This is a genomic window from Neoroseomonas eburnea, assembly GCF_018129005.1.
Taxonomy (GTDB): Bacteria; Pseudomonadota; Alphaproteobacteria; order Acetobacterales; family Acetobacteraceae; genus Neoroseomonas; species Neoroseomonas eburnea.
The window spans coordinates 12,879-25,998 of the sequence record NZ_JAAEDL010000035.1 but is presented as its reverse complement, the minus strand read 5'-3'; the positions used below and the strand labels follow the sequence as shown (position 1 = coordinate 25,998).

Here is a 13,120-nt window from a genome sequence, read left to right as displayed (position 1 = left end):
ATGCAAAGGACTGCACCATGGCTGATCTTCTCGTCGTAGGTTTCCCGACCGAGGCCCAGGCGGAGGAGGTGCGCACGCGCCTGCTCGCCATGCAGAAGGAATACCTGATCGAGCTCGGCGACGCGGTGGTCGCCGTGAAGCGGCCCGACGGCACGGTGAAGCTCAACCAGGTGTTCAGCCCGACGGCGGCGGGCGCGGCCTCGGGCGCGCTGTGGGGCACGCTGATCGGCATGCTGTTCCTCATGCCGCTCGCCGGCGCGGCGGTCGGCGCCGGCGCGGGGGCGCTCAGCGGCAAGCTGACCGATGTCGGCATCAACGACGCCTTCATGAAGGACGTCGCGGCCACGCTCGACGCCGGCCACGCCGCGCTCTTCCTGCTCATCCGCAAGGTCACGGCGGACAAGGTGCTGGCGGAGTTCAAGGGGATCGGCGCCACCGTGCTGCGGTCCTCCTTCGACGAGACGAAGGAAGCGGCGCTGCGCGAGGCGCTCGCCGCGGCGCAGTCGGGCCCGCGCCCGGCATGAGGCTGCGCCCCGGCCCGGCAGTAATGGCTGTCGCCCTCGCATCCACCCCGACGCTCGCGCAGGAGCGCGCCCCGGGCGACCACTACGGCACCTTCGCCTTCACCTACGAGAACGACCTGCTCGCCGGCACCGACCGCTTCTACACCAGCGGCTTCCAGCTCGCCTGGCGATCCTCCTCCTACGATCCGCCATCCTGGCTGAGCTTCCTGACCGACCGGCCGAGCCTGCTCTTCCCCGAGGGCGGTGCGCCGCGCTGGGGGCTGTCCTTCGGGCAGAACATCTTCACGCCGGCCGACACCCAGCGTCGCAACCCCGATCCGCTGGATCGCCCCTATGCCGGCTGGCTCTACGGCGGCATCTCCATCAACTCCGCCACCGCCACCTCCTACGGCAGCATCGAGCTGCAGATCGGCGTCGTCGGTCCCTCCGCGCTGGGCGAGGAGACGCAGAACAACGTCCACGACCTGCTCAACATCGACCGCGCGCTGGGCTGGGACTACCAGCTCAAGGACGAACCCGGGATCAACCTCGTCCTCGCGCGGCAGTGGCGCGTCAACAGCGACCCGGTCTGGCGGGATGTCTCCTTCGGCGTGGTGCCGAGCGTGACCGCCAGCCTGGGCAATGTGCAGACCTACGCCTCGGCGGGGCTGATGCTGAGGTTCGGCAACGAGCTCGATGCCGATTTCGGGCCGCCGCGCATGCGCCCCTCCATCGCGGGATCGGCCTTCTACCAGCCCGACGGGCGCTGGGGCTGGTACGTCTTCGCGGCCGGGGAGACGCGCGTGGTCGGCCACGACATCTTCCTCGACGGCAATACCTGGCGCGAGAGCCGCAGCGTCGACCGCGAGCCCGTCGTCGCCGAAGGCAGCCTGGGTGTTGCGATCATCATGCCCTTCGCGCGGCTGACCATGACCTACACGGCGCGCTCGCGGGAGTTCGAGACACAGAGGGAGACGGCGCAATACGGCTCGGCGAGTCTCTCGTTCCGCTTCTGAGCGCCGCGTTCCGGCCGGCCATGCCGGCGGAACGGGACGCTCGGCACAAGGGGGGTATGGCCGGCGGATCGTTGCCCGCCCGGCCGCCCCGCAACCTCGGGTGAGGCCACAAGGTCCGAAGGGGGGAGGATGGACTCGATGTACGGCGTGGACGGCCGGCCACACCCGCGGCCGACAGCCACCGGCGGTCAGGCGAGGATGACGCGCGGCCTGCGGCAGCTTGCGTTGGCGGGCGTGCTTGCCTTCGCCGCGGCGCCCCTGCCCGCCCTGGCGCAATCGAGTGCGAGCGACGCCGCGACGATCGCCGAACTCCGCCGGCAGCTCGAGGAGATGCGGCGCCGCCTCGACCAGCTCGAGGCGCGCGCCGCCGCCCAGGCACCGGCGCCCGCCCGCACCCAGGCCGCAGCGCCGCGACCGGCGGCACCCGCCCCCGCACCGCGCCAGGCGACGCCCGCCGCGCGCCCGGCCACCGCGCAGGCGGAAGCCCGTGCCGCCGCCGCCGAAGCCCGCGCCGCCGCGGAGGAAGCGCGCATCGCGCAGCGCGAACTCGCCCTCGCCCGTGCCGCCGCCGAGGCGGCGCAGTCGCCCAACATCCCGGGCCTCGGCGCGCCCGACCCCATGGGTCGCGACTATGCCAGCGAGGAGGCGCTGCGCTCCGACCTGCCGGGCATCGCCTTCCGCGTGCCGGGCACCGACACCCAGGTCCGCCTCTACGGCTTCGCCAAGCTGACCGGCTATTACGATCTCGGGCCGCGCAACCAGACCGACGCGCCGCCGCCGCAGACCATCCCGCTGACCGGCAGCGCCGCCGACGCGCAGGGCGGCGACTACTCCATGACCGCGCGCTTCAGCCGCTTCGGCTTCGACACCCGCACGCTGACCTCCTGGGGCACGCTGGAGACACGGATCGAGGGCGATTTCGGCGGCGGCGCGGCCACCTCCACCAATGCCGTCTTCCGGCTGCGCCAAGCCTGGGCGGAACTCGGTGACGACAGCTTCCGCGTGCTGATCGGCCAGGCCAACAGCCTGTGGAACGAAGGGGTCTTCGAGACGCTGATCGACGCCACCAACCTCAACCAGTCCTTCGTCCGCCAGGCGCAGGTCAGGGTGACGGGGCGGCTGGCGGAAGGTCTGATCGGGCAGGTCTCCATCGAAGCGCCCGAGACAGCCTATACCTCCGTCGCCGGCGCCTTCACCCCGGGGGCCAGCCTGCAGGGCGGCGCGAGCCCGGCCTTCAATTCCGTGCCCGACCTGCTCGGCCGCCTGACCTGGCGGCAGGACGGGGTGGAATTGGGCCTGCGCGGCCTGCTGCGGCAGATCGAGATCCGCACCGACGGCACCGCCGCGGCGCCGCCGGGCACGTCCGACACCGCCCCGGGCTGGGGCTTCGCCGGCCATGTCCGGGTGCCGATGCGCCTGGTGTGGGAGGCGCTCGGCCAGGACGAGATCGCGGCCATGGCCTTCTACGGCGAAGGGATCGGCCGCTACTTCGCCGGGCAGACCTCGGGGCAGGATGCGCTGACCGATCTCGGCCTGCCGGGCGTGATCTCGGCCGGGCTCGACACCATCCCCTCCTATGGCGCGACGATCGCCTACCGCCGGTTCTGGACGACGACGCTGCGCAGCAATTTCTCCTACGCCTATGCGCGCAACGACTACCCGTCCTATGCGCTCGGCTTCGCGCCGGGCTCGGCCGCGGCGACCTCGCTGAACCGGGAGATGCAGCAGGTCTTCGCAAACCTGATCTGGAGCCCCTTCGCCACGGTCCGCGACGGCACCTTCGGCAGCGGCTGGCTCGACCTCGGCGTGGAATACGTCTTCACGCGGCGCGACCTCTATGGCGGCGCGGCGGCGGGCGGGCCGGCCGGCTACGGTCACGGGATCGCGAACCGCGTCCTCTTCGCCGCCATCGCGCGCTTCTGATGGCCGTCGCGACGGGCGCCGCGTGCCGGGACATGCCGCCAAGGGCGGGAACGAGAGGCCTATGCGCCGCCGCGGGAAAGCCGGGTAGTGTTCGGCGCCGGTCCGTTGCGGAATCGGAAGCGTGGTTCGCGGCGCCACGGCGGGCGGACCCCCAGGGGGAGGAAGACGATGGCCGGCCTCGAGCAGGCTGCAAGCCCGGCACGGGCGATGCCCCCGGCGGCGCGCCGCCGCTCCGCCCCCTTTGCCTGCAGCCAGTGCTGACCTGCCCCGGGAGACGCCCCATGGATCATCTCGACGCCGTCCTCGCCCGCATCGACGCCAATGCCGATGCGGCGCTCGAGCGGCTCTTCGCCCTGCTGCGCATCAGGTCGATCTCGACCGACCCGGCCTTTGCCGCGGAGTGCCGGGCCTGTGCGGAGTGGCACGCGGCGGACCTCGCCTCGATCGGCTTCGAGGCGTCGGCGCGGCCGACGCCGGGCCACCCCATCGTCGTCGCGCATGACCGCGGCGCGAAGGGCCCTTCCGCCCTGTTCTACGGCCACTACGACGTGCAGCCGGTCGATCCGCTGGAGCTCTGGGACCACGACCCCTTCGAGCCGAGGATCGAGACCCGCCCCGACGGCAGCAAGGTGATCCGCGCCCGCGGCGCCTCGGACGACAAGGGCCAGGTGATGACCTTCATCGAGGCCTGCCGCGCCTGGAAGGAAGTGGCCGGGGCGCTCCCCATCCCGGTGACCGTGCTGCTGGAGGGCGAGGAGGAATCCGGCGGCGCCAACCTGCCGCCCTTCCTCCGGCAGAACGCCGCCGAGCTGAAGTCGGACATCGGCCTGATCTGCGACACCAACATGTGGGACCCGGCGACGCCGGCGATCCAGACCATGCTGCGCGGCCTCTGCGGCGAGGAGATCATCATCACCGCCGCCGACCGCGACCTGCATTCGGGCTTCTACGGTTCGGCCGCGGCCAACCCGAACCACATCCTGGCGCGCATCATCGCCGACCTGCGCGATGCCGACGGCCGCATCACCCTGCCCGGCTTCTACGACGGCGTGCCCGAACTGCCCGACGCCCTCCGCAAGCAGTGGGACAGCCTGAACTTCGATGCCGGGGCCTTCCTCGGCGCCGTCGGCCTGTCGGTGCCCGCCGGCGAGAAAGGCCGCTCGGTGCTGGAGATGACCTGGTCGCGGCCGACCTGCGAGGTGAACGGCATGGGCGGAGGCTACCAGGGCGCCGGCTTCAAGACCGTGATCCCGTCCGTCGCCTCGGCCAAGATCTCCTTCCGTCTCGTCTTCGACCAGGACCCGCACAGCATCCGCGCGGCCTTCCGCGACTTCGTGCGCGCCCGCATCCCGGCCGACTGCAAGGTGGAGTTTCTCGAGCACGGCTCGGGCAGCGCCATTCGCTTCCCGATCGAGGATGCGGCCTTCGCGAAGGCGCGCGACGCGCTGACCGCCGAATGGGGCAAGCCGGCGGTGTTCATCGGCGGCGGCGGGTCCATCCCGGTGACGGCGGAACTCAAGAAGGCGCTGGGGATGGATGTGATCCTCGCGGGCTTCGCGCTGGAGGATGACCGCATCCACAGCCCGAACGAAAAGTACGACCTGCATTCCTTCCGCAAGGGCATGCGGTCCTGGGCGCGCATCCTGCACGCCCTCGCCGCCTGAGGGACACGCCATGAGCGAGAGCGCGGCGCCGAAGACGGCGATGCAGAAGATCCTCGATGCGGTGGAGCGCGTCGGCAACCGGGTGCCGCACCCGGTGATGATCTTCGTCTACCTGATCGCCATCGTGATCGTGCTGTCCGCCGTGCTGGCGGCGCTCGGCGCGCATGTCACCTACCAGGCCTACAATCCCGCGACCGGCGACATCGAGCCCGCCAGCACCGCCGCGCGCAGCCTGCTGACAGTGGACGGCATCCGCTTCATGTTCACGGGCTTCGTCCAGAACTTCATGAACTTCAACGCGGTTGGCGTAATCATCGTCGCCATGGTCGGCGTCGGCGTCGCCGAGGAAGCCGGCCTGGTCAAGGCGCTGATCCGCAAGCTGGTGGTGGTCGCCCCGCCCAAGGGGCTGACCTACATCCTCGTCTTCGTCGGCATCGTCTCCTCGATCGCCGCCGATGCCGGCTACCTGGTGCTGATCCCGCTGGCGGCGGCGGCCTTCATATCGGTCGGGCGGCATCCGCTGGCGGGTCTCGCGGCCGCCTTCGCCGCTGTCGCCTCCGCCTTCCTGGTGAATGTGCTGATCGTTCCGGTGGACGGCATCCTCACCGAGATCACCAACGACGCGATCCGGCTGGTCAACCCGGCCCGCTCCATCGACCTCGCGGCCAATGTCTGGTTCTCGATCGGCTCGGTGGTGCTGCTCACCATCCTGATCACCGTCATCACCGAGCGCGTCATCGAGCCCCGGCTGGGGGCCTATGTCGGCGAGTACCAGGTGCCCGGGGAGACCGGGCTGTCGGAAGACGAGTATCGCGGGCTGCGCTACGCCCTCTACGGCATGCTCGGCGTCTTCGCCTTCCTCGCCCTGCTGGTGCTGCCGCCGGGCGCGCCGCTGCGCCATCCGCAGACGGGCGCGATCATCGGCTCCTCCCCCTTCATGAACAGCCTGATCGTCTCGATCGCGCTGATCTTCCTGGTCTGCGGGGCGGCCTACGGCATCGGCGCGCGGACCATGAAGGGGACCAACGACGTCATCGGCGCGATGCAGAAGGCGATCGCCGGGCTGGCGGGGCTGATCCTGCTGCTGCTGGTGATCAGCCAGTTCATCGCCTACTTCAACTACACCAACATGGCGACGCTCGCCGCGGTCTCGCTCGCGCGCGTGCTGCAGCAGATGAACCTCGACGCGCTGTGGCTGCTGATCGGCTTCGTGGTCGTGGTCTTCCTGCTCGACCTCATCATCACCGCGGCGATCGCCAAATGGGCGATCTTCGCGCCGATCTTCGTGCCCCTGCTGATGCAGCTCGGCGTGGAGCCGGAGGCGGTGCTCGCCGCCTACCGCGTCGGCGACAGCCCGATGAACTCGATCACGCCCCTCAACGCCTATTTCGCGATGATCGTCACCTTCGCGATCAAGTACCAGAAGGATGCCGGGGTCGGCACCGTCATCGCCCTGATGCTGCCCTACGTGGTCGTGATCTCGGTGGTCTGGACCGCCTTTCTGGCGGGCTGGCATCTCCTGGCGCTCCCCTGGGGCCTGTGAGAGAGCGCCGGGGATGCCAACGCCGGCCATGCCCCGGCACCCGCCGGCGCCGTGCATCGGGGGCGACGCCGGGGTCGGCTTCGTGCATAAGGGGCGGGCCATGATGGGGGCCGGCGCCGTCGCCCGGCCCTGTTGGCATGGCAGCACCGGGGTGGAGCCACGGCTTGACGAGACGTCGCCTGATCGCAGCATGGCCGGCCCTTCTCGCGTTCTGCGCCGGCGGGCCGGCACGCGCGCAGCGCAACCGGCCGGACCCCAATCCCGACGCCTCGATCGAGATCGAGCAGGTGCGTGTCGGCGTGCTGGCGGTCGGCACCTCGATCGGCGGCGGCCGGCTGCATTTCCGCGGCGAGGAGCACCGATTCTCGGTCCGCGGCCTCGAATTCGGCAGCCTCGGCGTCTCCTCCCTCTCCGCGCGGGGGGAGGTCTTCGGCCTGCGCCGGCTTCAGGATTTCCCCGGCCGCTACACCGAACAGGTGGTGCCGCGCCAGCGCGTCGAGGGCGCATCCGGTCCGGAGACCCGCTGGCTGCGCAACGCCGCGGGGGTGGAGCTGCGCCTGCGCACGGAACGCGCCGGCGGCCAGTTCCGCATCAACGAGGCCGGGGTCACCATCGAGTTGCGCTGAACGGGAGCCGGGGATGATCGACGGCTTCCTCATCGCCAAGCTCATCTCGCTGTGGCTGTTCGGCTTCTCGACGATGATCAGCATCATCAACCCCTTCGGCATCGCCTTCGTCTTCCACGACATGACGCGATGGCTGACGCGCGGGGAGCGGGCGCGGCTGGCGCGGCAGATCGGCATCAATTCCTTCATCGTGCTCGTCGTGGCGATGTTCCTGGGCTCGCGCGTGCTGTCCTTCTTCGGCATCTCGCTCGAGGCACTGCGCATCGGCGGCGGCCTCGCCGTCGCGGCCGCGGGCTGGACCATGCTGCGCGCCGAACCCGAGACGACGGCCGCACCCAACGCCATGGACACCGCGCCGATCGAGCGCATGGCCTTCTTCCCCCTCACCATGCCGCTGACGACCGGGCCGGGTTCCATCGCCGCGGCGATCGCGCTGGGTGCGGAACGCAGCACCGGCTCGCAGGACGTGCTGCTGGTCAGTGCCATCTCGGCCCTGATGATCGCCGCCTCGGTCGCCGCCTGCGTCTGGATCGCCTATGCCTATGCCGAGGCCATCGCCCGGCGCATCGGCCCGCAGGGCACGCTGGTGGCGACCAAGCTGACCGCCTTCCTGCTGCTGTGCATCGGCGTGCAGATCATCCTGATCGGCGCCTCCGACGCGCTGCGGCCGCTCATCGCCGCGCAGGGCTGACCATGCGCGGCGCCAGCCCGACGGGAATCCCATGACCACCGAACTCCTCATCGTGCTGGCGCTGCTCGGCTCGGCCATCGTCATGTTCATCATCAACAAGCCGCGCATGGATGCGGTCGGCCTGCTGATGATCGTGCTGCTGCCCTTCACCGGCGTGCTGACCATCAACGAGGCGCTCGCAGGCTTCGCCGACCCGTCCATCGTGCTTCTCGCCGCCCTGTTCGTGATCGGCGAGGGCCTGGTGCGCACCGGCACCGCGCAGCGCATCGGCGACCTGCTGAACGCGAAGGCGGGCGGCAGCGAGACGCGCATGCTGGTGCTGCTGATGGTCGCGGGCGCGGGGCTCGGCGCCTTCATGAGCTCGACCGCCGTGGTCGCGATCTTCATCCCGATCGCGCTGCGCATCTGCCGGAACACCGGCGCGGCACCGAGCCAGCTGATGATGCCGCTGTCCGTCGCGGCGCTGATCAGCGGCATGATGACGCTGGTCGCGACGGCGCCCAACCTGGTGGTCAGCGCCGAGCTGGTGCGCCAGGGACATGCCGGCTTCGCCTTCTTCGCCTTCACCCCCTTCGGCGTGCCGGTCCTGCTGCTCGCCATCGGCTACATGCTGTTCGCCCGGCGTCTGCTGCCGGACCGCCGCCCGCCCGGCACCGACAGCCGCCGGGCGCCGAGCCTCAGGGACTGGGTGACGACCTACGGCCTCTCCGGCCGTGCCTTCCGGGTGCGTGTCCTGCCCGGTTCGCCGCTGGTCGGCCGCCGGCTCGAACAGCTCGACCTGCGCCAGGAGGGCATCAACATCCTCGCCATCGAGCGCGACAGCCGCTTCACGACCGAGGTGATCCGCCCCAATGCGACGACCGAGCTCGAAGTGGGCGATGTGGTGCTGCTCGATGTCCGCGCCCCTGCCGAGCGCAGCCGGGAACTTGGCGAGGAATACCATGTCGAGGTGCTGCCCCTGCTCGGCGGCGACTACTTCCTCGACCGCTCGCAGGAGATCGGGATGGTCGAGGCGATCGTCCCGCCGGATTCCCCGCTGGTCGGCAGCACGGTGCTGCAGGCGCGCATCCGCGCCGAATACCGCCTGACCGTGATCGGCCTGCGGCACCGCCAGCAGGTGGCGGGGTCCGAGCTGCTCGAGGAGAAGCTGCAGGCCGGCGACACGCTGCTGCTGACCGGCTTCTGGTCGGACATCGGCAAGCTCCAGGCGGATGGCCGCGACCTGATCGTCATGCACCTGCCGGCCGAGCATGCGGAGATCCTGCCGGCCGCCGGCCGCGCGCCGCATGCCGTCGCCATCCTGGCGCTCACCGTCGGGCTGATGATCAGCGGCTGGGTCCCCAATGTGCATGCGGCGCTGATCGGCTGCCTGCTGATGGGACTGTTCGGCTGCGTGGACCTGAACAGCGCCTATCGTTCCATCTCCTGGAAGAGCCTGGTGCTGATCGTCGGCATGCTGCCTTTCTCGATCGCCCTGCAGCGCACGGGGGGCGTCGATCTCGCCGCCGAGGCGGTGCTGGCGCTTGCCGGGCAGGCCTCGCCACGGATGCTGCTCGGCGTCATCTTCGTCATCACGGCGATGCTCGGGCTGTTCATCTCGAACACCGCGACGGCGGTGCTGATGGCCCCCGTCGCGCTCGCCATCGCGGCGGATATCGGCGCCTCGCCCTATCCCTTCGCGATGATCGTCGCGCTGGCTGCCTCCACCGCCTTCATGACGCCGGTCTCCTCGCCGGTGAACACGCTGGTGGTCGGTCCCGGCAACTACAGCTTCGGGGATTTCATCAAGGTCGGCGTGCCGTTCAGCATCGTGGTGATGCTCGTCTGCGTCCTGCTGGTGCCGATCGTGCTGCCGCCCTGACGGCGAGGCCCGCGGGCGGGGCGATCGGCGGGGCCTGTCCTCGGGGCGCGCGCGTGGCATAAGCGCGCCGCAACTGTCCCAAGCCCCGCCTTCACATGATCCGCCTCGACAACATCACCAAGCAGAACGGCCAGCAGATCCTCTTCATCGAGGCCTCGGCGGCGCTTCAGAAAGGAGAGAAGGTCGGCCTCGTCGGTCCCAACGGGGCCGGCAAGACGACGCTCTTCCGGATGATCACGGGGCAGGAACAACCCGATGAGGGCCTGGTCCTGGTCGATCGGGGGGTCAGCATCGGCTTCTTCAGCCAGGATGTGGGCGAGATGTCGGGCCGCAGCGCCGTTTCCGAGGTGATGGACGGCGCCGGCGACGTCAGTGTCGTGGCCGCCGAGCTGCAGGAGCTGGAGGCCGCCCTCGCCGATCCGGACCGGGCCGGGGAGATGGAGCAGATCCTCGAGCGCTTCGGCGAGGTGCAGGGCCGCTTCGAGGAGCTGGGCGGCTATGCGCTGGAGAGCCGGGCGCGCGAGGTCCTGGCCGGCCTCGGCTTCAGCCAGGAGATGATGGAGGGCGACGTCGGCGCCCTCTCCGGCGGCTGGAAGATGCGCGTCGCGCTCGCCCGCATCCTGCTGATGCGCCCCGACGTCATGCTGCTGGACGAGCCGAGCAACCACCTCGACCTCGAAAGCCTGATCTGGCTGGAGCAGTTCCTCGCCGGCTACGAGGGCGCGCTGCTGATGACCTCGCACGACCGCGAATTCATGAACCGCATCATCGGCAAGGTGATCGAGATCGATGGCGGCACGCTGACCGCCTACTCCGGCAACTACGAATTCTACGAGCAGCAGCGCGCGCTGAACGAGCAGCAGCAGCAGGCGCAGTTCGAGCGCCAGCAGGCGATGCTGGCGAAGGAGATCAGGTTCATCGAGCGCTTCAAGGCGCGCGCCTCCCACGCGGCCCAGGTGCAGAGCCGCGTGAAGAAGCTCGAGAAGATCGACCGGGTCGAACCGCCGAAGCGCCGCCAGACGGTCACTTTCGACTTCCCGCCGGCGCCGCGGTCGGGGGATGACGTGGCGAACCTCCGGAACGTCCACAAGCGCTACGGGAGCAGGGTGATCTACGAAGGGCTGGACTTCCTGATCCGCCGCAAGGAGCGCTGCTGCGTGCTCGGCACCAACGGCGCGGGCAAGTCCACGCTGCTGAAGCTGGTCGCCGGCGCGACGGAGCCGGACGAGGGGAGCGTCTCGCTCGGCGGCAGCGTGAAGATGGGCTACTTCGCGCAGCACGCCATGGAATTGCTGGACGGCGAGCGCACCGTCTTCGAGACGCTGGAGGACGCCTTCCCCCGCGCCGGGCAGGGTTCGCTGCGCGCGCTCGCCGGCTGCTTCGGCTTCTCCGGCGACGATGTGGAGAAGAGGTGCCGCGTCCTGTCGGGCGGGGAGAAGGCCCGGCTGGTCATGGCGATGATGCTGTATGACCCGCCCAACTTCCTCGTGCTCGACGAGCCGACCAACCACCTCGACATGGCGACGAAGGAGATGCTGATCACGGCGCTGTCGCAGTACGAGGGCACCATGCTCTTCGTCTCGCACGACCGGCACTTCCTCGCCGCGCTGTCCAACCGGGTGCTGGAACTGACGCCGGAGGGCATCCACCAGTACGGCGGCGGCTATACGGAATACGTCGCGCGCACGGGCCAGGAGGCGCCGGGCCTGCACGGCTGAGGCACCGCCTCCGTCATCCTGGTGGAGGACGGGAGGCGCGAGGCGCCTCCGCCCGCCCGGCCTTGCCCGGGAAGGCGGTGCAAGGCAGTTCCCGCGGCGCGGCCGCACGAGCACCCCATTCTGTCTCGACGGGGCGGAGGGCCCCTCCAGCGCAAGCATCTGTACCGACCGGATGACCGTGAGGAAGCGTCGCGCGAGCACCAGCGACAAGAACCTAGAGCTCCACCTCGACGGAGTGCAGCACCTGCCCCTGGCTGAGGCGGCCCAGGAAGCGCTTGAGGACGCGTTCGGCTCCATGATCGCCGAGGCCGAGGCGGGCGGCAATGCTCGCCGCTTCAGCGGGGTGACCGGCCGCGCGACCCGGGCGGCGAAAGCGGCAAACAAGCCGAAAACAGGCAAACAGACGACCGGAGGTTAAGGGCCGGAAACCTATGTATCTCTGGGTGGCGTAGCGGTGGGAACCGGGAGCCAACTTTCTCCGGAACGCAAAGGCAGCGTGGCCGCTCCGCGACGCTCCGACAAGGCGTTGGATTACGCACCGAAGGCGATACCCTCCTTCCGGTACATCTCCTTCACTAGTCGCAGCACATGGCCGATCTCGACGGAACGGTCACCCTTCCGCGTGCTCATGATCACAGGCGTCACCGCATCCGGCTCGTCGAGCGCCCGGTAGACCACGTTGTCCCGGCGCAGCCGCTCGACCGAGGCCGGAACAAGGCAGATGCCGGCTTCCGCCGCCACGAGGCCGAGCGCTGTCTGCAACTCCCGCACCTCGCGAACCAGCGCGGGCTTTACCTCCTTGGCCCGATACAGCCCAAGCACCTGGTCTGCGTAGCTTGGCCGTGGTGCCATCGGATAGACGACAAGCACATCACTCGCGAGTTCCCTCAATCTAATCGCGTCCATCCGCGACGCGAGCGGATGCTGCAGCGGCAGCGCCACGCTCAGCCTCTCGTTGCGCAGCAACGTCTGCTGGACCGCGGGGTCATCGAATCGGATGCGCCCGAAGCCGACATCGATGCGCCCTTCCTTCAGCGCGGCGATCTGCTCGATCGTCGTGAGCTCGAGCAGGGTGAGGTCGACATTCGGCCGCGTCACGCGATACCGGCGGATCACCTCCGGCAGGTAGCCGTAGAGCGTCGACGCGACGAAGCCGATGCGGAAGCGCTGCAACTCGGCCTCCCGCAGGCGGCGCAGCATCGACTTCATCTCATCCATGCGCTCGAGCACGAGCACTGCCTGGTCGAAGAGCAGCCGCCCGGCTTCCGTCATGGCCAAGGGGCGGCTGGCACGATCGAACAGCTCGACGCCGAACTCCTCCTCCAGCGCCTGGATCTGTCGTGACAACGGCGGCTGCGCGATATGCAGCTTCTCTGCCGCGCGGGTGAAGTTCCGCTCGCGCGCCACGGTCACGAAGTAGCGGAGCTGCCGCGATTCCAGGCGATACCTCCCAGGTATGATTGTTACCCTTTTAGTCTTGGATTTGAAGTTTTTGAAGGTGCGATGTGGCGGGGACGGAGGAAGTGAAATGTCCCTGAACCACAAGCGCCCCAGGCGCCGCAGAAGCCAAGCATC

General features: G+C 69.6%; 11 protein-coding genes. 10 read left to right on the top strand and 1 reads right to left on the bottom strand.

Features of this window, described 5'->3' with window-relative positions:
* Positions 1-17 precede the first annotated feature (17 nt).
* The 10 genes from GXW74_RS24070 (at position 18) to GXW74_RS24025 (ending at position 11,963) form a co-directional block, all read left to right on the top strand.
* Positions 18-524 (top strand): DUF1269 domain-containing protein, encoded by a 507-nt coding sequence (locus GXW74_RS24070; RefSeq protein WP_211849143.1) that lies wholly within the window; start codon positions 18-20, stop codon positions 522-524.
* A 23-nt stretch (positions 525-547) separates the two neighbouring features.
* Positions 548-1,519: a lipid A deacylase LpxR family protein gene (locus GXW74_RS24065; protein ID WP_246524020.1), complete on the top strand. Its 972-nt coding sequence runs from the start codon at positions 548-550 to the stop codon at positions 1,517-1,519.
* Between the two features lie 198 nt (positions 1,520-1,717).
* Positions 1,718-3,442 (top strand): DcaP family trimeric outer membrane transporter, encoded by a 1,725-nt coding sequence (locus tag GXW74_RS24060; RefSeq protein ID WP_211849141.1) that lies wholly within the window; start codon positions 1,718-1,720, stop codon positions 3,440-3,442.
* A 281-nt stretch (positions 3,443-3,723) separates the two neighbouring features.
* Complete coding sequence (locus GXW74_RS24055; RefSeq protein ID WP_211849140.1) at positions 3,724-5,106, top strand: M20/M25/M40 family metallo-hydrolase; 1,383 nt, start codon at positions 3,724-3,726, stop codon at positions 5,104-5,106.
* 10 nt (positions 5,107-5,116) lie between these two features.
* On the top strand, positions 5,117-6,649 hold the full coding sequence (locus GXW74_RS24050; protein WP_211849139.1) for an AbgT family transporter: 1,533 nt from the start codon (positions 5,117-5,119) through the stop codon (positions 6,647-6,649).
* A gap of 164 nt (positions 6,650-6,813) precedes the next feature.
* Positions 6,814-7,275 carry a hypothetical protein gene (locus tag GXW74_RS24045; protein ID WP_211849138.1) on the top strand — a complete coding sequence of 154 codons (462 nt, stop codon included), beginning with the start codon at positions 6,814-6,816 and terminating at the stop codon, positions 7,273-7,275.
* Positions 7,276-7,288: 13 nt separating this feature from the next.
* Positions 7,289-7,966: a MarC family protein gene (locus GXW74_RS24040; protein ID WP_211849137.1), complete on the top strand. Its 678-nt coding sequence runs from the start codon at positions 7,289-7,291 to the stop codon at positions 7,964-7,966.
* A gap of 31 nt (positions 7,967-7,997) precedes the next feature.
* Complete coding sequence (locus tag GXW74_RS24035) at positions 7,998-9,827, top strand: SLC13 family permease (protein ID WP_211849136.1); 1,830 nt, start codon at positions 7,998-8,000, stop codon at positions 9,825-9,827.
* A 95-nt stretch (positions 9,828-9,922) separates the two neighbouring features.
* Positions 9,923-11,545, top strand: a complete 1,623-nt coding sequence (locus GXW74_RS24030; protein ID WP_211849135.1) for an ABC-F family ATP-binding cassette domain-containing protein — start codon at positions 9,923-9,925, stop codon at positions 11,543-11,545.
* A gap of 178 nt (positions 11,546-11,723) precedes the next feature.
* Positions 11,724-11,963, top strand: coding sequence for a hypothetical protein (locus tag GXW74_RS24025; protein WP_211849134.1), 240 nt, complete (start codon positions 11,724-11,726; stop codon positions 11,961-11,963).
* 113 nt (positions 11,964-12,076) lie between these two features.
* On the opposite strand, the gene GXW74_RS24020 is transcribed toward GXW74_RS24025, so the two are convergent.
* The gene (locus tag GXW74_RS24020; protein ID WP_456306993.1) at positions 12,077-13,090 is read right to left on the bottom strand and encodes a LysR family transcriptional regulator; all 1,014 of its coding nucleotides are present in this window, start codon (positions 13,088-13,090) and stop codon (positions 12,077-12,079) included.
* Positions 13,091-13,120 lie beyond the last annotated feature (30 nt).